The organism is Sinorhizobium terangae (assembly GCF_029714365.1).
In the GTDB taxonomy this organism is placed as follows: domain Bacteria; phylum Pseudomonadota; class Alphaproteobacteria; order Rhizobiales; family Rhizobiaceae; genus Sinorhizobium; species Sinorhizobium terangae.
Map to the genome: position 1 here is coordinate 1,833,008 of NZ_CP121659.1, position 18,689 is coordinate 1,851,696.

An 18,689-nucleotide genomic window follows, 5' to 3' on the forward strand; every position below is an offset into this window, starting at 1 on the left:
TTTTTGGCGAAGTGTGCGTGGTGCGCCGATCAAATCGCCTGACCACGCGGCGAATTCCGTATAGAATAGCGCAATGAATGAAGCCCAGACTCTATTCGATGCGCTGCGCCAGTCGGTGAAGCCGGAGATTGTCGAGGCCTTTGAGCGGTTGGTGCGGGATGCTCCCGACCGCAAGCTTTGCCGCGTCAACGCGCTCGCCTTTGCAAAAGCCGAAGGGCTCGACGAGGAGCAGACGATCGCGGGCTTCCTGCATGCGTCGCACCACGGCATCTTCGAATTGTCATGGAACGTGCTTTGCCCGGGCTGCGGCGGCGTGCTCGACGCCAATACCTCGCTCAAATCCCTGCAGCAGGAGGAATATATCTGCGCGCTCTGTGCTGCCGGCTACGAGCCGACGCTCGACGAAATGGTCGAGGTGACCTTTACGGTGAGCCCGCGGGTACGCCATATAGAGGCGCACAATCCGCACGCATTGCCGCCGGCCGAATATTTCCGCCAGATCTACTGGGGCTCGGGCGTTGACCTGCCAGAGGAAGGTTTTGAGGAGAAGGTCGACGAGTTCATGATCGAGGCGCTGGAATTGCCCCCCGGCGAGAAGGCGGTCATCGCGCTGCAGCTTCCGGCGGAGTTCGTCATCATCTTCGAGCCGGTGACCCATGCGGCGCAGTTCCTGGAGGTCGCCGGGGAGCCGACCAAGGAGCGAAGGAATCTCGCCCTCGTCTTCGACCGCGGTCACCGCCACAACGAAACCTTGCGCCTCCAGCCCGGGCCGCTGAGGATCCAGGTGGAAAACCACGCCGAAGTGCGCACCCTCCCCTCGGTCTGCATCGCGAACGACGTGCTCCACGGCATGCTCGGTCGCCGCCGGCCGTTCCTGACGGCCAAGCGCCTGCTTTCCAACCAGACCTTCCGCGATCTTTACCGCACCGATACGATCGACGTCGACCAGCGGCTGAAGATCACCAGCCTCACCTTTCTCTTCACGGACCTGCGCGGCTCGACCGAGCTATACGAGCGCGTCGGCGACCTCGCGGCCTTCGATCTGGTTAGGACCCACTTCAGTGTCTTGAACGAGATCGTCGCGGCCGAGGCCGGAGCGGTCGTCAAAACGATCGGCGATGCGGTGATGGCGACCTTCCCGACTCCGGACCGGGCAGTCGCGGCGGCGATGCGGATGCGCGATGCGATGCGCGAACTCAACGAAGAACGCGGCAGCGAGGACCTGCTCCTGAAGATCGGCATCCACGAGGGACCGTGCATTGCCGTCAACCTCAACGAACGCCAGGACTATTTCGGCCAGACCGTCAACATCGCCTCGCGCGTCCAGCACCTCGCCACCTCGCGCGAAATCTTCGCCACCGGTTCGGTGGTGGAGGACCCGCGTGCATCCAGCCTCCTCAGCGATCGCGGCGTCAATCCCATGTCGCACAATGTCACGCTTCGCGGCATCACCAACGAGATCAGCATTTTCGCGATCCCATGAACGGGCGTGCGTAGCAGCGTTCATCGCCAATTCAGGCGCCGCCCCTGAATATGGCGGCGACGGAAGGAGAGCGATATGCGCATAGAGCTTGTCCTGCTTGCTGCCGTGGCGATAACTGCCGGCACGGCGTTGGCCGGGAGCCAATCGTCAAATTCGAGTTCGAACAGTTCGTCCAGCAACGGGGTCGTCAGCGAGCGGGTCGTCGAAACCCACTGCGACGATGGCCGCTGTCAGCGCTACCTTCTGCGCCGGCTATATCGTGACGACGAAGGCAAGCGACATTATCCCGAGCGCTACTATGATGGCGATGGCTGAGCTCACGGTCTACCGCGGGCATCAGCTTGACTAGATCGGACCGACCACCACCAAAGCTTCAATGAGGTGCACCATACGTTCCCGAACAGCCTCATGCTCCTGCGGCCAGCTTCGGATCGACGTTCAGGGCGAACCGCTCGGCGTCGGCGTATGCCACTGCTTCGCCTGCCAGCGCCGGACGGGTAGCGTTTTTGCAGCGCTTGCCGCCTTCGCCGCCCCCTACACTGTCTCCGGCACCGCAACCGAATACGTCCGTACCGGTGATCAAGGTGCGCGATTCAGGTTCCGCTTCTGCCCCGTCTGCGGGACGAATCTCTTCCATACCGAGGAGGGTTACGAGGAATCGTCGGTGGCAGTCGCGGTCGGCGCCCTCGCAGACCCCAGCTTTCCGCCGCCCGAAGACTCGGTCTATGACTGCCGCCGCCATTCCTGGGTACAACTGCCGCCGGGGATAAGGACTTATGAAAAGGACCCGACCTGATTGGGGCAGCCCCCTTGACGGCGAGCCCCACTGCTCAAGCCTTCGGCGTGGCGCCGCGCCGTTCCAGCGCAGTCCTCCGGATGATGTCAGCGATGTCCGGGTTGCTGATGGACAGCATCTGGAAGTCCTCCGCGTGCAGCGACAGCAGCGAGACCTCGGTCGCGGCGCTGACGGTTGCCGAGCGGGGCTCGCCGCTGATCAGCGCCATCTCCCCGAAGAAGCTGCCGGGGCCAAGCTCGATCGGATTGGGCGTCGCAACGCAGACACGCCCCTCGACGATGAAGTACATCTGATCGCCGGCCTCACCCTTGCGGCAGATCACGGCGCCGGCCGGCACGAGGCGTGGCCTCAGCGCTCTGACGATCTCGACAAGAGCGGACGAACCGAGATTCTCGAATAGCGGCACAGCGGCGACAAGCTGCCAATTGCGTACGAAATCCTGGCGACGGATTTCTGCATAGAAACCGGTGGCGAGGAGGCCTGCCCAGAGCGCGAAGATGCCGATGCCGCACATCATCACCAACCCGGCCAGCACCCGGCCGGCGAAGCTCTGCGGAATCTCGTCGCCATAGCCGGTAGTCGACAGTGTGACGACCGCCCACCACATTGCCTGCGGGATGCTGCCGAATTTATCCGGCTGGACGTCGCGCTCGATGAGATAACCCGCAAGCGCCGCAGCGAACAGGACGAGGCCGAATACCGATGTGACGCCGATCAGGTTGCGTGCCTCGCTGCTAATCACCCTGCCGATCAGCCGGAAGAAAGCGGAGTTTCGCAGCGGCTTCAACAGCCAGATGGCGCAGAAAAGCTCCTGATCGCGCGTGGAGGCGAACAGGAAGCCAGCAAGAGGCACCAGAACGGCCAGAAAATCGATGGCAACTGCCGGCGTGCTGTCCTGCGGACCTTTCGCGCGCCGCAGGACGAGTGTCTCGACCAGTTGCAGGAGATAGATACCCCAGATCGCCACGAGCAGGAGCTGCAACCCGAGCCTCGCCCGTCCGGTGATGTCCGGTGTGGTGAGGACGGCGACCGCCACCAGCCCAATCGCTGCGAGCAGCCCATTGAACGGCGCGGAAATCTTCGAGAAAGGCCGTGCCGACATGCATGCCCCCGAACGGCGAACGACGTCCTACAATAGGACGCCTTGGGGTCGAGCGCAAAGGGTGGGCACGCCTGTCCCGTCAGCCGCCTCTATCGCGTTAGCCGCGCTTCGGTCCAGCCCAATGCCTTGAGGTCTTCGGCGCGCGCCTCGCCATTATCGGCGAGGATGAATTCGTCGATCTGTGGCGGCGGGACGCTTGTTCCCGAAAGCATCGAGTGGATCTGGCCGCGGTGGTGCTGGCCGTGCATGAAAACGTGAAGCAATGTATCGGCGACAGTTTCAGCGAGTGTCCTCTCCGGCCAGGGAATGCTGATCTTGCGTGAAAGCGCCTCCGCCGTCAGGCTCTCGCTGAACTCGACCAGACATTCGTCGACCTCCGCCCGTTCGATCGAAAATTCGGCCGCCGTCGCGCGGCTGCCTGGTGGTCTCGCCAGCCCGAGGCGTTCGCCACGCAGCGCGTCGATATAATACCGATCGGCATTCAGAAGATGGACCATCGTCTCCTTGAGCGATGGGAAGAAGGACGTTCGCGGCGCCTCCCACTCACCGGGACGAAGCGCCATGCAGGCGCGATCGAGCCGCGCATTGGCGAGCCGGGCGTTGCGCGCAAGCTGGCGATAGGGCCGGCATATCAAATCCTGCGGAACGGTCATGGCCCGGCATAGTGAGATGTTTGCGACGGCGCGTCCAGCCGCGAATTGCGGCTACACAGCGGCATCCGAAATGGGCGGCGTGACTGGAGCGTTTCACCCTGTCTAAACGGTGAAACGCTCCAGTGCTCATGACAACGCAGTTTCCGAACGCTTACTCGGCTTAGAGCCGCGCCTCGAGTATGAGGTTGAACGGCGTCTCCAGCGCCCGGCGGAAGCGGCTGAAGCCGGCCTTGCGGAAGACGTCCGCGAGGCGTGACTCGCCGGCCTGAGCCCCGAGCACCAGATGGCCACCGTCCGAGATCGCATGCGCGCAGCAGATCGTGGTGGACGCCGCGTAGTAGATCCGCGCGACCGGCGAGACATTGTCTTCGACCCGATCGTTGGCGAAGGGTTCCACCAACATCACCGCTCCCTCGCCTGCGATCGCCTTTGCCGCATGCGCCGCGGCGCCGACCGGGTTGCCCATGTCGTGCAGGCAGTCGAAGAAGCAGATGAGGTCATAATCCGAGCCAGGGTAACTGTCCGCCCGCGCGGTTGCAAAGGTGACCCGATCCGAAACGCCTGCTTCTTCCGCCACCTTGCGCGCCTCGATGACCGACTCCGGATGGATGTCGAAACCATGAAAGCGCGAGGCGGGAAAGGCTTTCGCCATCAGCACCGTCGAATGCCCGTGTCCGCAGCCGATATCGGCCACACGGGCGCCCGTCCTCAGCTTCTTCTCGATGCCGCCGCCGAGTGCCGGCAGCCACTCGGCGACCAAGCTTGCCTTGTAGGCGTTCCTGTAGAAAGCGGCGACACCACAATAGAGCCGACCGTCGTGATCACCCCAGGCAACACCGTTGCCGTTGCGGAAAGCCTCGACCGCCTTGTTCTCGTCCGCCCACATGGACGCAGGAACGGCCCAGGCATGGGGGATGAAGACAGGGCTGTCCTCCTCGGCGAGCACAAGCGCCTGCTCTGGCGACAGTTCATAGGTGCCGCTACCTGCATGATAGGTCACGTAACCGCCCGCCACCTGCGAGCCGAGCCATTCGCGCACATAACGTTCGGCGCAGCCGGCACGACCCGCCAGTTCGCTCGACGTGAGCGGACCCGCGCCGGCCATCGCCTTGTAGAGGCCAAGGCGGTTGCCGAGGCTCACCATCACGCCGCCGTAACCCGCAGCGAGATCGCCGATCGCCCGCGAGACGAGCGCATCGAGCTTCGCCTGGTCGATCTTGTTGTTCTTCACGTTTTCCATCTTTCCCGCTCCTGTCATCCAACCGAAGATCCAAGGATTTGCAGAGGATCGCATCGGCAGCGACCAAGCGGCAGAGCGGGATTGTCCGAAATAGGGCCGTTTGCGCCACGCCCCGTCCCGCGGTAAAACTCATTCGCCGACGTGGCGCTACCTGTCCGATGGATTCGAGATGCCGCGCAACACCGCCGAGACCGGAATACATCCACTTCACGTGAGCCTCGTCGCCATTCCCGAGGCGGTGGTGTCGACGCTGAGCGGCATTTTCGACGTCATGAACGCCTTTGCCCTGCTTCCTCCGCCGGGCAATGCACCAGCGTCTGCGCCGCCTTTCGGGGTCGAGATCGTGGGACTGTGGCCGGGCCCGCTGGAACTCGCAAGCCGAGTGCCCGTGATGGTGCAGCGTGGTATCGCCGCCATCGAGACGACGGACATCGTCATCGTCCCCTCGGTGCTGCTCGGACCGGACGGATGGCAGAAGGGCCGGCATCCGGAACTGGTCGATTGGCTCCGTGCCATGCATCGCCGCGGCGCGCTTTTGTGCTCGGCCTGTTCGGGCGTTTTCCTGCTTGCCGAGACGGGGCTTTTCGACGGCGTCGATGCGACGGTGCATTTCGGCTATGCCGAGGCGTTTCACAGCACCTTCCCGAAGGTGGCGATCCATCCGGAGCGTGTTCTTGTCGTTGCCGGCGAGCGCGAGGAACTGATCACGTCGGGCGCTTCCATGACCTGGCACGATCTGGTGCTCTATCTGATCGCCCGCCACGCTGGAGCGACGGCGGCGCAGGCCGTCGCCCGCTACTTCGCGCTGCAATGGCATCAGGATGGGCTCGCGCCCTACATAGTCTTCGAGGGGCGCAACGACCATGGGGACGTTGCAATCCAGGCTGCGCAAGACTGGATCGCCACGCATTTCTCCGTCGCCAATCCGCTGGAGGAAATGGTTCGCCGAGCCGGGCTTGCCGAACGCACGTTCAAACGCCGCTTCACCGGCGCGACCGGGCTGAGCCCGATCGCCTACGTTCAGCGTCTGCGGATCGAGGATGCCAAGCGCCGGCTCGAACGAACGGAAGCCCCGGTCGACGAAATCAGCTGGCAGGTCGGCTACGAAGACCCCGCCTTCTTCCGCCGCCTGTTCAAGCGCGTCACCGGACTGACGCCGGGACGCTATCGCCGGCGCTTCATGATTCCCGATTACGCCCAGCCGCCGCGCAAGGAATAGGCGCTCGCGGAATTCAGCCGATGACGTTGCGCTCGCAAGAATTTTTTTTGGACCATGTCGGTCTCGTCCGCTGCCGGGCGTCCTAAATACAGAAACAAGGATGACGAAGGAGAGCGGCAATGAGAAAGATCGTCGTTGGTGCATTTGTGAGTCTTGACGGAATCATGCAGGCGCCGGGCGGGCCGCATGAGGATCCGGTCGGCGGCTTCAAGTTTGGTGGATGGGTGGCCCCCTATTTCGACGAGACGATGGGTGCGGCGGTGGACGAGATGTTTGCCACGCCGTTCGACCTTCTGCTGGGGCGGAAAACCTACGACATTTTCGCGGCGCATTGGCCCTACGCAGGCGCCGACGATCCGATCGGCACCTTGTTCGACCGCATCACCAAATACGTCGCGACACGCAATCCGGACTTCAAGCTCGACTGGCAGAACAGCCAGAGCCTCGGCAACGACGTGGTGGCCACGCTCCGGAAGCTGAAAAGCGAGGAAGGGCCGGATCTCCTGACGCAAGGTTCGACAGACCTGCTGCAGACGCTTTTCCGCAACGATCTGGTCGACGAGATGTATGTGTCGATCTTTCCGGTCGTGCTTGGAAAGGGCAAGAAACTGTTCAGCGACGGCGCCTCGCCGATGGCGCTGAAGCTCGTCAGTTCGAAAGTTTCGGGCTCTGGGGTGACCGTGAACAAATACGTTCGCGCCGGCGAGGTCGCCACCGGCTCGTTCGAATTCGAGCAGCCGACCGAGGCCGAACTGGAGCGGCGCAGGAATCTGACCTGAGGGCAGCTCGCCGCTGTCCCATTCGGGACCGCTTGACCGATGGCCCGAGCGGTCCTTCCCTTCGAGATTCCGCGGGATACCAACGATTAGCCATGATTTCCGACTATGCTTTTCCTTTGCCGAACAAGGGAGGTTACGATGCAAATTTCGGAAGCCATGCATTCTGGAGTACGTTGGATCTCGCCGGACACAGACCTGCGCACGGTGGCGCACATCATGAAGGATGAGGATATCGGCGCCCTGCCCGTCGGCGAAAATGACCGACTGATCGGAATGGTCACAGATCGCGACATTGCCTTGCGCGCTTTCGCCAACGGCCACGACGTTTCTTCGCTCACGGTGCGTGATGTGATGACGAGCCAGATCGTCTTTTGCCGCACGAGCGAATCCCTCGAGGACGCCATTCGCCTGATGGAGGAAAAGAAAATTCGGCGGCTCCCGGTGATCAACGAGGACAAGCGGATGGTCGGCATGCTGTCGCTCGGTGATATTTCCCACAGCAGCAGCCGGGAATTGACGGGCGAACTGCTCAAGGCCGTCAGCGGCCATCACGCCTGATAGGCACACCATTGAGGTGTCGGCGGCAAGGCAACGGCAGCCGGCGCCATGCGCGTCGGGGCGCCAAATCGCTATTTGACGACGACCGAGCCGTTGAGGATCTCGATCGTTTCGTCACCCTGTAGGCCGATGCGGTCGCCGCTCGGCGCGGTGACGAAGCAACCGCTCGGGCAGATCATTTCCGTGGCGCCAGAGCCGATCGCAACTTCCATCCGGCTCTCGCCCTCGACGACGACGAGCACGGCGGTGTCGCCGTCCTTGTTCGTCACGGACGCAGCAAAAGCCGCTCCCGTCATGAGAATGCCGGAAAGCACAGCAAGCAGAATTGTCTTCATCGCCCACCGGCGCTGCCTGAGCGCCGCCCCTTTACTGCCGGTCGCCGCGTCATGCCGCAAGCTCCGGCCCCCTCTTCAGCCCGCGCCAACCTAAACCGGAGCGGGAAGAATTGCATGCCTTTTATCTCCGGACGGCTGAATGCCTGCTGAATGGCGGCGCGAGGAGCAAATTCATGTCGGCGGAGCCGCTCTTATGGCTCCACGGCGCCTCAGTCGGATACTCTCCTCCTCCGTAACACATTGATTTTAACGCTATTTATTCACATAGCCCGAACGGATTAGGAGACATCCCGCCCTATCGCATGGTAAATATTCAGCAATTGCGAGCGGGGCATAAAGCAAGTGCCTGCGAATAATTTCAGCAACCACCCCCGCTCTGGCAAGTGATCACGAAGAACGACTAAGGACTGTTTCAATCCAAAGTCGCCGTGATCCAGGAGGGGTGCCATGTCCTATTTGCGTGGCGCTGCAATCGTTGCACTCGGCTTCATTTTTTACAGTCCAGTGTCAATGGCCGCTGAAGCGATCGGTGAGGCGGTTCGGATCAGGACTGAAGTCAGGGGTGCGAGCGGTCCGCTGGCGGCCAAAGACCCGGTCTACCGGGACGAACGGATTCTCACCTCAAAATCCGGGCTGGGACAATTCGTGTTCCGCGACGGAACCAAACTGGCGGTTGGCTGGGGCTCGTCCGTCGTCATCGACAAATTCGTCTTCGACGACTCCAACAACTTGCAGAAGCTCAGCCTGAGAGCGACCAAGGGCACGTTCCGCTGGGTCAGCGGCAAATCGAAAAGCACCGCCTACGAGATCCTGACGCCCGCCGGAACGATCGGTGTCCGCGGCACCGCTTTCGACTTCTATGTCGGCGGCGACGGAACCACGGCTCTCGTTCTGCTCAACGGAGAGGCCAGTTTCTGCGGCCCCGGCGGTTGCAAACAACTGACAAGGCGTTGCGACTGCGTGATCGCCAACCGCAACGGCAACGTCACCGACACACGCCGCGTCAGTAGCCGCATCCTGGAGACGCTCGGAAACAAGGGAGCATTACCATTCCTTTCCGGCAACCAGCAGCTTTCCGGCGGCCTCGGCTGGGTCGGCGGTGGTTGCAGCATTCGTGCAGCGCTCCCGATTCCGCCAACGCAGCCCGAGCGCTTCAGACCGGAACCCGAGAAAAAGCAGGCACCGCCGCAGAAGCCGCCGCCCAAGCCCGACAAACCCGATAAGCCGCCGCCTAAACCGGACAAGCCGGATAAGCCGCCGCCCAAACCGGACAAGCCGGACAAGCCACCGCCAAAACCGGACAAGCCGGACAAGCCGCCACCCAAACCCGACAAGCCGGACAAACCACCGCGCCCGGATAAGCCGCGTCAAGAGCAGGATCGGCCGCGTGAGGGCAGCCGCAATAACGGCTAGAGCAATTCAAGGACAGTATGCGACGGTTCTCCACCGGAATTGCATAGTTTCAAAGAGTTAGATGAGTTCGCTCTTTCAGCAAATGAAACGATCAACAGCGCCGCGCGTCTCATCAGACGCGCAAAGGACGCTGAAGCGCTTTGAATTGCTGCAGTTTTCAAATCGGCACGAATTAAGGAGATATGCAGTAGCACCTCATTCCGCCGATCCTGATCTGCCGTGATCGGCGAAGTGGTCGGCCCGGCGCGATATCCGGCGGTAGAATTCCGTCAGCCCCGGGAGCGGCGCCGCCTTTAGCTTCGCCGCATTCAGGAGCTTCCGGTTCGGCACGCGGGACCGCAAGGCCTCGACAAGCTTTAAGTGGAGGCACCGCAGTTCGGCGAATTCGGCGGAAGCTCCGAGCTTTTCGTCGCCGACGACGGCGAAGAGTCTTGTCCGCGAGCTCTTTCCTTTGAGCGCCAGCATCCCCGCTTCGAGCAGGGCGTGGCCCGGCAGCACCTTTGCGGTCTCCTCGGACACCAGAATGTCGAAGTGGACGTCCTTGCACGAGGATTCTATCCGAGCCGCAATGTTGACCGTATCGCCGACGGCCGAGTAATTGAAGTGGGCCTCCGCGCCCATGTTGCCGACGCAGGCGATGCCGGTGTGAATGCCGACCCCGATCGCGACGTTGTGCTCCTTCCCGAAGCCGAAGGCGTCGTCGGCATTGAGGCGCGCCATCGTCTCGCGCATGCCAAGCGCGGCGCGAACGGCCTTGCCCGGATGGTCGGCGACATCGACCGGAGCGTTCCAGAAGGCCATGATCGAATCCCCGATGAACTTGTCGAGCGTGCCCTCGTTGGCGATGACATGGCGGCTCAGCGCATCGAGCAGCGTGTTCAGGAAGCCGACGACGGCGGTGGGCGCCAGGCGCTCGCTGATCTCTGTAAAATTCCGGACATCGACGAACATCACCGTCAACTCGCGGTCGTCGCCGCCGAGGCGCAGCGCGTCGCGCGTATGCTCGATGCGATAGAGCAGCGACGGCGAAAGATACTGGCCGAAAGCCCGCCGGACTGCGCGGCGCTCCCGGTCGGTGACGAGGAAGCGGAACGCAGTGGCGGCGAAATGCGTGATCGATGCGCTGACGATCGGGGCCAGCGGATCGAAAAGAAGCCCACCATAGAGGAAGGCGAGCCAGGAAGCGACGAGCGCCAGGACGGTGATGAGGAGGCCGCATACCAGCGCAACCGCGGGACTGACGAAGGTGGTGAGTACCACGAGCAGGCTGCCCGCGACAGCGATTGACAGGATTTCCAGGCCGTCGGCCCAATCCGGGCGCGAGAGAAAATGGCCAGAGAGGATCTGCTCCACGGTTTGCGCGTGCAGCGAGACGCCGGGAACGTTCTGCCCGAGGGCGGTCGTGCGAATGTCCTGCAGGCCCGCCGCCGACGTGCCGATGAACACGATGCTCCCCTCGATTGCCGCCATCACCTCCGGCGCGGGACCGGCCGGGTCGAGTACGCGCCTCGCGGAGACGTAACGTTCGGCCCGATCGGGACTGACATAGAGCCAGAGTTCTCCTGCCGCGGTCACCGGCACCACGAAGTCCCCGATCTTGGCGTCCGTCAGCGTATCCGCCACATCCGGGGCGGCGGCGAGCACATAGGTGGAGGCACCCTGCGCTACCCGCAGCGCTTCGAGCGCGAGGTTTGGGTAAAGCTGTTCGCCGTCGCTTAAGAAAAGCGGGACGGCGCGCACCACCGACGACGTCGCGCCGGGATTGAGGCTGATATGGCCGAGGCCGGTGGCGTTGGCTTCGAGCTGCGGCCGCAGCGGCGTCGCCGCATCGAGACGCGGCGGCGCCCCGAAGGGGCTCTCACCAGTAAAGGCAAAGCCGGCCTTCACCGGCGGGCGATAGCTTCCTTCATTGGAAATGCCGAACCCCAACACGACGGGTCGGTTGGCGATCGCCTCTGCGAAGATCTCATCGTTGTCGGGCAATTGACGAAGCAGCGACGGGTCGATCCCGGCAACGTCGCGGACAACGTTGCGTGGCGACAGGCGATCGGGCTCGGCAAAGAGAATGTCGAATGCGATCGCCGACGCGCCCATCTCCGACAGCCGGTTGACCAGGGCGGCGATGCGATCTCTCGGCCACGGCCACTGGCCGAGCTCTTTCAGCGACGCCTCGTCTATGTCGACGATCCGCACCGGCATGTTCTCGTAGGCACGCGGCTTGATGCGTTGATACTCGTCGAACGTCAGATTGCGAGCGAGCCGCAGCAACGGCGGATCGCTTGCCCGCAGCATTGTCAGCGCCGCTACAATCGCCAAACCGATAATGACGCCCACCTGCTGCGCGCGTGTCATGCAGCATCCGCCCCCCTGCAGCGCCGCGCGTCTCGTCAGGCGCACAAAGAGCGCTGCAGCACTTTGAACTGCGGCATGTTTTTTCCTTAAATCGGCTAGGAATTAAGGAAACATGCAGTAGCGCGGGCAGCTTACTGCATAATCCGGCAAATCGGAATCGGAAAGATTGCGCCGATTCAAGGTGTTACGCACCCCGAGTGGCCTCGTCTGCGCCTTCAGCGCTTCTCGCCAAGATAGCTGAACAGAGTCTGCTTCCATTTTTCGCTGCGGATCGCCTCAAGGAGGGCCACGTCGGTCGCATTGCGGTAGCGGCTTCCTGTCGGCATGGCAATGCCGTAGCTCTGCGGTTCGAAAGTCACATCGAGGACTTCGACCGAATTCGAAAACTTCTGCGCAACGAGCCACGCCAGCAACGGCTTGTCGTACACAAAAGCGTCGATCGAGCCCGACGAGAGCATGTTCAGCCCATCCTCGACGCGGTCGAAATTGCGGTATCCGATACGCTCGCGGACGAGAAAATCGAGCGTTGCCGATCCGGCCAATGCGCCGACGCGCACCCCGGGCAAGTCGTCGACGCTGCTTACGACGCCGCGAATCTGTCGCGTCGTGAGCGCCGAGGTCACACTGGCCGTAAAGACAGCGATGGTGATGATCGAGACGACCATCCAGATAATGGCAAGCGCGCGTCCCGCGAGAGTTCTCGGGCCGCGGTGCCCGGTACTTGCCTGCGTCATCACCTCGGCGGACCACCAGATGCTGGCACCGAGCCCCCTGGCGGCGCTGCCTCCGAATTCCTCGTTATGCCGTCGTTCGAACAGCCAGATCAGCGCGCCGACCAGAAACGAAATGCCGATGAGCGCGCCGGCTGCCTGAAGGAAACCCAGGGAGGTCATCGTGCGGATGATTTCGCGCCATATCGACATGCGATTGAGCGAAACCGCGATGCCGAGCCCGGTGTTGTAGAATGGTTGCGAGAAGTCCACGCTGCGTTCGCGTTCGGGCGTGATGGTCATCGCCGCGACCGAGAGATCGTAATCGCCGCGTGCCGTCGCCTCGAGCAGACTCTGGACCGACGGCTCTTCGACAAGGCGGAACTTGAGACCGAGTTCCTGAGCGATCTGCCTCCAGAGCTCGATGGAAATGCCTGTCCAGGTACCGTCCGGTTGCTTCATCGAGAACGGCGGGGCCTCCTTTGTACCGACGATAAGCTCCCGATCCGGAAAGTCCATCGCGAGGGCGTTGGCCGGTGCCTGCCCTTGTGCGCTCTGTGCGACGAGCGGCGTCCCGTCCGGCGCCGGGCGGGTGCTCTGTGCTGCACCCGCCACCGCAACGAGGGTCACCATACCGAGAACAAGCACCGGCAGAAGACGAGGAACATGTCTGTCCACGAGTTGCCGCTCTCTGAAGGTGTGCATCGCGACCCTCAACTCCTTCCCATCCGACGGAATGCGCGTCGTAACCGACGAGGGAAGCCCGATCCTCACCTGCCCTTATCGGATGCCGGCAGAACCTTATTGGCAGCGGTCACTTCCGCCCCTGCGGGTAAATCGTCTCGCCGCGCTTCAGCATTTCGACAAAAGTCTCGATCTTCTTCTTCCGCCCGGCCTCGGTCTTCATGTTGCGGGTGCGGAACGCGAGCGCGAAGCGGTTCTGCGCGCTAAGCTTGGCCAGCATTTCGCTGGCCTTAGGCTCGGCGTCGATGGCGGCCTGAAGATCGTCCGGGATTTTCATGTCCTTGCCGCTCGCATAGGCGCGCTCCCAACGCCCGTCCGCCTTGGCCGCCTCGACCTGCTTCAGCCCATGCTCGGTCATCCGGCCTTCCTCGATCAGCCGGGCGACATTGTCGACATTGATCTGGCTCCAGATGCTCTTCCTGCCGCGCGGCGTGTAGCGCTGCAGAAAGCTCTTGTCGTCGAGCCCCTTGCGCAGTCCGTCGATCCAGCCCCAGCACAGCACGACGTCGATCGCTTCCTTGGGCGTGATCGACTTGAGCCCCGAGCCAAGCTTGTGGATCTTGATCCACACCTCGTCGGCCGTGTCATGGTGGCTGCCGAGCCAGCGGTAGAAGCTCTCGGCGTCCTCGAACTCGCGAATTTTTTCCGGATCTACCTTCACAGGCGCCATCTACCGACCTGCCTTTTTGCCATTGCCATGTTGCGCGTCACCTTCGCCAAAATCCGGGCGCCGCCATCATCACGCAGCCGGCGAAGAAGTGCAACGTGTAGTGGTTACAGCCGATACAGTCGCTTGGCGCAGCAGGCCTTCCCGCCTAAGATCGTGTGCCGATACGGGAGGAGGCTATGGACGATCTCCAAGTCCGCAGGATCAGTGACTGGCTGCTCGAACAGGGGCTCCTCGGCTTGGACGAAGCCGGACTGGTGAGGGGATTTTGCGAGCGCTGCTGCGGGCAAGGTCTCGATCTCGTCCAGGCGGCGATTTTCCTCGACACGCTCCACCCTGTTCTCGAATCGCGGGGCTTCCTCTGGAACGCCGAAGAAACGGATGCGATCAGGCACCGCGAGTTTTCCCGCCACCAGTCGGAGGACAATTCCCGCCTGTGGCAGGTCAGCCCCTTCAAATACATGCTGGAAAACGCGCTCTCGGAAATGCATATTCCGCTCGACTACACCGGAGAGCCTCGCTTCACGATTCTCGATGATCTTCGTCTTGAGGGGCACACCGACTATTTCGCACAGATCCATCGACTGAGCGGCAAGGATGCGATCGGCGAGATGGACAGCCTATATTCGCGCTGGTCGACCAAGGCTCCGGGCGGCTTTTCGAGCGACGACCTCCGGGCGCTCCGCAGCCTGGTGCCGGCGCTGGCGCTCGCCATCAAGGCCGCTTCGCTGAAGTGGGTCGCGCAGTCGCTCGTCGAGGTCTATCTCGGGCGCGACGCGGGCCACCGCGTGCTTGAAGGCCGGATCGCCAGGGGCAAGGTCGAAAGCATCCACACGGTGCTGTGGTACTCGGACATGGCGAACTACACGGCCCTTTCCGAACAGGTTCACAGCAGCGATCTCATTCCCTTGCTGAACGATTATGCGGAGGCGGTGATCTCGTCGGTCCACGCCGCGGGAGGCGACGTACTGAAGCTCGTCGGCGACGGGACGCTTGCGATCTTCACCGGTGCGGATCGGAGCGAAGCCGCGCTTGCCGCCCTCAAGGCCGAGGCCGAACTCGAGGAGAGGATCGCAACGCTCAACGCGGCCCGATTGGCGCAGGAGACGGCAATCACCTCCGTCTACCTCGCCCTGCATGTCGGCGAAGTGTTTTACGGCAACGTCGGAAGCGACGAACGGCTGGATTTCACCGTCATAGGTCCGGCCGTCAACGAAGTCTGCCGGATCGCGTCGACATGCCGTCTCGCCAACCGGTCGCTGCTCGTTTCCTCCGCCTTCGTCGAGCTTCTATCGCCGGCAGAAAGATCGGCCTTCGAGACGATCGGCTCGTTCCACCTGAAGGGTGTCCGCGAACCGCGCGAATTGTTTGCCCGCTCATAGAAGACGACGCGGCGTTCGGAAGTCGGCACCTGCCGAACGCGTCCTCTGTCATCAGGCGAGCATATCCTCAATCCGGATCGGCAGCGTGCGCACCCGTTTGCCGGTCGCATGGAAGACCGCATTGGCGATGGCGGGCGCCATGCCGACGAGCGCGATTTCGCCGAGCCCTTTGACGCCGAGCGCGTTGACATGCGGATCCACCTCGTCGACGAAATGCGCTTCGATATTCGCGATATCGAGGTTCACGGGCACGAGATAATCCGCCATGTGCGCATTGACCGGGCGGCCGTCGCGCTGATCGAGCGCTGTCCGCTCCATCAGCGCCATGCCGATGCCGCCGACCATGCCGCCGGTGCACTGGCTCGCTGCAAGACGTGGATTGACGATGCGACCAGCCCCATAGGTACCGAGCGCGCGGCGCACTCGGATGGTGCCGACATCTGGATCGACCGCCACCTCGGCAAAGACAGCACCGAAGGCATGCATGGAATAGCGGTCCGCGATGTCCGGATCCCGGCTGGCGGACGCGTTCGCCTCGATCGATCCGCCGGCGCTCGCCGCGATGTCGCCATATCCCTGGCCTGGCGCTGTGTCGCCGCGGCGGCGCAGGCGCCCCTCCTCCCAGATGACCCCATCGGCTGACGCGCCGAAGACCGGCGAGCGCTGGTCGGCAATGGCGCGCCTTGCGGCCTCCTCCTGCACGGCGATGCAGGCGGCGCGGATGGCCGAGCCGACGGACGCCATAGTCCAGGAGCCGCCATGGGAGGGTGCCGGTGGAAAGTCCGAGCGGCCAAGGCTGAAACGGACGCTCTCGATCGGCAGGCCGAGCGTCTCGGCGGCGACCTGCGTCATCGATGTGTATGTTCCCGGACCCATGTCGCTCGCGGCCACCTCGATTTCGGCGGTACCGTCGGGAAGCAGGCGCGCGAGCGCACTCGAGGGAGCATGAAACGCCGGGTAGCTCGCAGACGCGACACCCATGCCGATCAGCAGCCGCCCATCGCGCATGGAGCGGGGTTTCGGATCGCGTTTCGACCAGCCGAAGCGCTCGGCACCGGCATCGTAGCACTTCAACAGCGACCGGCTCGAGAACGGCTTATCGGCTGCCTCGTCGATTTCAGGTTCGTTCAGCCTGCGCAGTTCGATCGGGTCTAGGCCGAGCTTGTAGGAAAGCTCGTCCACGGCGCATTCGAGCGCAAAGACGCCGCTTGCCTCGCCCGGGCCGCGCATATAGGTCGGCGTGCCCGTGTCGAGCTTTACGAGGCGGTAGCGGGTCCGCACATTGGGGCAGGAATAGAGGAAGCCCGAGACCGACGTCAGCGCCTCGATGAACTCCTCGTAGCGGCTAGTCTCTCCATACCCCTCGTGGATCAGGCTCGTCAGCTTCCCGTCTTTCGTCGCCCCGAGCGCGATGCGCTGGAGCGTGCGCGGTCGGTGGCCGGTTGTGTAAAACATCTGCTTGCGGGTCAGCACCAGCTTGACCGGCCGGCCCGCCTGCCGCGCCGCGATCGCCGCGAGCGTGACATGCGACCATGTCCGAAGGCTCGTGCCAAAGGCGCCGCCGACGAAGGGACAGATCACCTGCACGTTCTCGACCGGCAGGCCGAAAATGGCCGCGATCTCTGCCTGCTCGTTGACGACATACTGGCTCTTGCTCCAGAGCGTCAGCCGATCGCCGTCCCAAGCGGCGATGGTGGCATGCGGCTCCATCGGATTGTGGTTTTCTCGGGCGATGTCGTAGTTCTCATCGATCTTCACCTCCGCGCTCGCGAGAGCAGCGTCCGCGTCGCCGCGCCCGGCGTCGGCATCCGCCCGGCCACCCCGTTTCGTCGCCTCCGGAACAACGGCGCTGGCGAGCAGACCCGTCGGATCGACGACCGGCCGCTCGGCGATGTAAGCGACATGGAGCGCGGCAGCGGCGCGTTCGGCATGGTCGAGGGTATCGGCGACGACGATCGCCACCGGCTGACCCCAGAAGCGCACCTGATCGTCCTGCAGCACATGCAGGCGTTCACCGATGGCAGGATCGATCACCCCCTTGTGCTCGCCGTAGGCAAGCCGCGGCGCGTTGAGGTGGCTGATCACCGCGATCACGCCCGGCATGGCGGAGACAGCGTCCGCGCCGATCTCGGTGATGCGGCCAAGACCGGCCGTCGCGCTGACGATCACCGCATAGGCCTGGCCCTTCTGGTTGAAATCGGCCGCATAACGGGCGCCGCCGGTTACCTTGGCGCGGCCGTCTATGCGCGGGAGCGGTTGTCCGATGACGTTCGTTGTCATGCCATTTCTCCTACCATTTCGAGCGTGCGGACGATCGTCCGCTGCAGGAGTTCCACCTTGTAGTGATTGCCGGCAGCCGGCCGTGCGCCGTCCGCCGCCAGCCGCGCAGCCGCCTCGAAGGCCGAGCGGCCTGGCTCCTTGCCGATCAATGCCGCCTCCGACGCGCGCATCCGCCATGGGCGGGTTCCGACTCCGCCGCAGGCGATCCGGACCGAGCGGATCACGCCGCGCTCCGTTTCCATGGCGACGGCTGCCGAGACTAGGGCGAACTCGTAGGACTCGCGGTCACGCACCTTGAGGTAGCGTGCGCGGCGGCTGTGGGGGCCACCGGGCACCCGCACGTCGAGGATCAGTTCGCCGGGATTGAGCGTGTGTTCGAGATGCGGCGTATCGCCCGGCAGGCGGAAGAGCTCCTCGACGGGAAAGGTGCGCTCGCCTTCCGGTCCGCGCACGCGCATCGTCGCGTCGAGCGCAATCAGCGCGACGGCAACGTCCGACGGATGGGTGGCGATGCAATGATCGCTGACGCCGAGTATCGCGTGGCCGCCGTTGAGCCCATCGATCGCCGAGCAGCCCGAGCCCGGCTCGCGTTTGTTGCATGGGGCGTCGAGCATGCGGAAATAGGGACAGCGCACGCGCTGCAGCAGGTTTCCGCCGATCGAGGCGACGTTGCGCAACTGCGGGGATGCGCCTTCGATCAGGGACTCGGCGACAAGCGGCTGCAGACGCAGTGTATCGGGATGGGCGGCAACCTCCGTCATCCGGGCAAGCGCGCCGATGACGAGATCGGAGCCTTCGACGCGAATACCTCCGAGCGGAAGCGCATTGATGTCGACCAGCCGTTCGGGACGCTCCACCTCCTCGCGCATGAGATCGATGAGCGTAGTCCCGCCGGCGAGATAGCGTGCGCCAGCGGCCGCGGCGGCGATCGCCTCCTCTTCGCTGCGGGCCTTTTCATAGCTGAATGGCAGCATTG

At 63.4% G+C, this 18,689-nt stretch carries 17 protein-coding genes; 8 read left to right on the plus strand and 9 right to left on the minus strand.

The features are described from left to right. Positions 1-73: 73 nt before the first annotated feature. From QA637_RS08655 to QA637_RS08665, 3 genes are all read left to right on the plus strand, one after another. Positions 74-1,483 (plus strand): adenylate/guanylate cyclase domain-containing protein, encoded by a 1,410-nt coding sequence (locus QA637_RS08655; protein ID WP_153437546.1) that lies wholly within the window; start codon positions 74-76, stop codon positions 1,481-1,483. Positions 1,484-1,558: 75 nt separating this feature from the next. Next, positions 1,559-1,798, plus strand: coding sequence for a hypothetical protein (locus tag QA637_RS08660; protein ID WP_153437545.1), 240 nt, complete (start codon positions 1,559-1,561; stop codon positions 1,796-1,798). Between the two features lie 61 nt (positions 1,799-1,859). After that, positions 1,860-2,279 carry a GFA family protein gene (locus tag QA637_RS08665; protein WP_346283762.1) on the plus strand — a complete coding sequence of 140 codons (420 nt, stop codon included), beginning with the start codon at positions 1,860-1,862 and terminating at the stop codon, positions 2,277-2,279. A gap of 34 nt (positions 2,280-2,313) precedes the next feature. On the opposite strand, the gene QA637_RS08670 is transcribed toward QA637_RS08665, so the two are convergent. From QA637_RS08670 to QA637_RS08680, 3 genes are all read right to left on the minus strand, one after another. After that, a complete protein-coding gene (locus tag QA637_RS08670) occupies positions 2,314-3,381 on the minus strand; it encodes a cyclic nucleotide-gated ion channel (protein WP_153437543.1) in 1,068 nt (355 codons plus the stop codon). Positions 3,382-3,470: 89 nt separating this feature from the next. Continuing rightward, positions 3,471-4,034 carry a DinB family protein gene (locus QA637_RS08675; protein ID WP_153437542.1) on the minus strand — a complete coding sequence of 188 codons (564 nt, stop codon included), beginning with the start codon at positions 4,032-4,034 and terminating at the stop codon, positions 3,471-3,473. Between the two features lie 160 nt (positions 4,035-4,194). Then, positions 4,195-5,274 (minus strand): class I SAM-dependent methyltransferase, encoded by a 1,080-nt coding sequence (locus tag QA637_RS08680; RefSeq protein ID WP_153437541.1) that lies wholly within the window; start codon positions 5,272-5,274, stop codon positions 4,195-4,197. 169 nt (positions 5,275-5,443) lie between these two features. Here QA637_RS08680 and QA637_RS08685 point away from each other — a divergent pair, with 169 nt between their 5' ends. From QA637_RS08685 to QA637_RS08695, 3 genes are all read left to right on the plus strand, one after another. Beyond that, positions 5,444-6,493 carry a GlxA family transcriptional regulator gene (locus QA637_RS08685; RefSeq protein ID WP_283064746.1) on the plus strand — a complete coding sequence of 350 codons (1,050 nt, stop codon included), beginning with the start codon at positions 5,444-5,446 and terminating at the stop codon, positions 6,491-6,493. Positions 6,494-6,612: 119 nt separating this feature from the next. Beyond that, positions 6,613-7,272: a dihydrofolate reductase family protein gene (locus QA637_RS08690; RefSeq protein ID WP_153437539.1), complete on the plus strand. Its 660-nt coding sequence runs from the start codon at positions 6,613-6,615 to the stop codon at positions 7,270-7,272. Between the two features lie 138 nt (positions 7,273-7,410). Next, complete coding sequence (locus tag QA637_RS08695; protein WP_153437538.1) at positions 7,411-7,830, plus strand: CBS domain-containing protein; 420 nt, start codon at positions 7,411-7,413, stop codon at positions 7,828-7,830. A gap of 71 nt (positions 7,831-7,901) precedes the next feature. Here the strand turns inward: QA637_RS08695 and QA637_RS08700 are convergent, their stop codons facing one another. Then, on the minus strand, positions 7,902-8,165 hold the full coding sequence (locus tag QA637_RS08700; protein ID WP_153437583.1) for a hypothetical protein: 264 nt from the start codon (positions 8,163-8,165) through the stop codon (positions 7,902-7,904). A gap of 447 nt (positions 8,166-8,612) precedes the next feature. On the opposite strand from QA637_RS08700, the gene QA637_RS08705 reads away from it, so the two are divergent. Next, positions 8,613-9,578, plus strand: coding sequence for a FecR family protein (locus tag QA637_RS08705; RefSeq protein ID WP_153437537.1), 966 nt, complete (start codon positions 8,613-8,615; stop codon positions 9,576-9,578). 195 nt (positions 9,579-9,773) lie between these two features. Here the strand turns inward: QA637_RS08705 and QA637_RS08710 are convergent, their stop codons facing one another. The 3 genes from QA637_RS08710 to QA637_RS08720 all read right to left on the minus strand — a co-directional run bounded on the left by QA637_RS08710 (position 9,774) and on the right by QA637_RS08720 (position 14,054). Further along, complete coding sequence (locus QA637_RS08710) at positions 9,774-11,930, minus strand: CHASE2 domain-containing protein (protein WP_153437536.1); 2,157 nt, start codon at positions 11,928-11,930, stop codon at positions 9,774-9,776. Between the two features lie 215 nt (positions 11,931-12,145). Then, positions 12,146-13,159: a transporter substrate-binding domain-containing protein gene (locus QA637_RS08715; protein WP_234886799.1), complete on the minus strand. Its 1,014-nt coding sequence runs from the start codon at positions 13,157-13,159 to the stop codon at positions 12,146-12,148. A gap of 295 nt (positions 13,160-13,454) precedes the next feature. Beyond that, positions 13,455-14,054: a YdeI/OmpD-associated family protein gene (locus QA637_RS08720; protein ID WP_153437535.1), complete on the minus strand. Its 600-nt coding sequence runs from the start codon at positions 14,052-14,054 to the stop codon at positions 13,455-13,457. Positions 14,055-14,230: 176 nt separating this feature from the next. Between QA637_RS08720 and QA637_RS08725 the strand changes: the two genes are divergently transcribed. Continuing rightward, positions 14,231-15,433: an adenylate/guanylate cyclase domain-containing protein gene (locus QA637_RS08725; RefSeq protein WP_283064748.1), complete on the plus strand. Its 1,203-nt coding sequence runs from the start codon at positions 14,231-14,233 to the stop codon at positions 15,431-15,433. A gap of 51 nt (positions 15,434-15,484) precedes the next feature. On the opposite strand, the gene QA637_RS08730 is transcribed toward QA637_RS08725, so the two are convergent. Beyond that, positions 15,485-17,713: a xanthine dehydrogenase family protein molybdopterin-binding subunit gene (locus QA637_RS08730; RefSeq protein WP_283064750.1), complete on the minus strand. Its 2,229-nt coding sequence runs from the start codon at positions 17,711-17,713 to the stop codon at positions 15,485-15,487. Continuing rightward, entirely contained in the window at positions 17,710-18,687 is a 978-nt protein-coding gene (locus QA637_RS08735) for an FAD binding domain-containing protein (protein WP_153437533.1), read from the minus strand. The genes QA637_RS08730 and QA637_RS08735 overlap by 4 nt, the downstream gene beginning before the upstream one ends. Positions 18,688-18,689: the final 2 nt, after the last annotated feature.

What these genes read in the sequence shown, in the direction of transcription:
- QA637_RS08720 (WP_153437535.1), bottom strand. Translation starts at nt 14,054, where the DNA reads ATGGCGCCTGTGAAGGTAGATCCGGAAAAAATTCGCGAGTTCGAGGAC.
- QA637_RS08660 (WP_153437545.1), top strand. Translation starts at nt 1,559, where the DNA reads ATGCGCATAGAGCTTGTCCTGCTTGCTGCCGTGGCGATAACTGCCGGC.
- QA637_RS08690 (WP_153437539.1), top strand. Translation starts at nt 6,613, where the DNA reads ATGAGAAAGATCGTCGTTGGTGCATTTGTGAGTCTTGACGGAATCATG.
- QA637_RS08700 (WP_153437583.1), bottom strand. Translation starts at nt 8,165, where the DNA reads ATGAAGACAATTCTGCTTGCTGTGCTTTCCGGCATTCTCATGACGGGA.
- QA637_RS08730 (WP_283064750.1), bottom strand. Translation starts at nt 17,713, where the DNA reads ATGACAACGAACGTCATCGGACAACCGCTCCCGCGCATAGACGGCCGC.
- QA637_RS08675 (WP_153437542.1), bottom strand. Translation starts at nt 4,034, where the DNA reads ATGACCGTTCCGCAGGATTTGATATGCCGGCCCTATCGCCAGCTTGCG.
- QA637_RS08655 (WP_153437546.1), top strand. Translation starts at nt 74, where the DNA reads ATGAATGAAGCCCAGACTCTATTCGATGCGCTGCGCCAGTCGGTGAAG.
- QA637_RS08735 (WP_153437533.1), bottom strand. Translation starts at nt 18,687, where the DNA reads ATGCTGCCATTCAGCTATGAAAAGGCCCGCAGCGAAGAGGAGGCGATC.
- QA637_RS08670 (WP_153437543.1), bottom strand. Translation starts at nt 3,381, where the DNA reads ATGTCGGCACGGCCTTTCTCGAAGATTTCCGCGCCGTTCAATGGGCTG.
- QA637_RS08710 (WP_153437536.1), bottom strand. Translation starts at nt 11,930, where the DNA reads ATGACACGCGCGCAGCAGGTGGGCGTCATTATCGGTTTGGCGATTGTA.
- QA637_RS08695 (WP_153437538.1), top strand. Translation starts at nt 7,411, where the DNA reads ATGCAAATTTCGGAAGCCATGCATTCTGGAGTACGTTGGATCTCGCCG.
- QA637_RS08680 (WP_153437541.1), bottom strand. Translation starts at nt 5,274, where the DNA reads ATGGAAAACGTGAAGAACAACAAGATCGACCAGGCGAAGCTCGATGCG.
- QA637_RS08685 (WP_283064746.1), top strand. Translation starts at nt 5,444, where the DNA reads ATGCCGCGCAACACCGCCGAGACCGGAATACATCCACTTCACGTGAGC.
- QA637_RS08705 (WP_153437537.1), top strand. Translation starts at nt 8,613, where the DNA reads ATGTCCTATTTGCGTGGCGCTGCAATCGTTGCACTCGGCTTCATTTTT.
- QA637_RS08725 (WP_283064748.1), top strand. Translation starts at nt 14,231, where the DNA reads ATGGACGATCTCCAAGTCCGCAGGATCAGTGACTGGCTGCTCGAACAG.
- QA637_RS08715 (WP_234886799.1), bottom strand. Translation starts at nt 13,159, where the DNA reads ATGGACTTTCCGGATCGGGAGCTTATCGTCGGTACAAAGGAGGCCCCG.
- QA637_RS08665 (WP_346283762.1), top strand. Translation starts at nt 1,860, where the DNA reads ATGAGGTGCACCATACGTTCCCGAACAGCCTCATGCTCCTGCGGCCAG.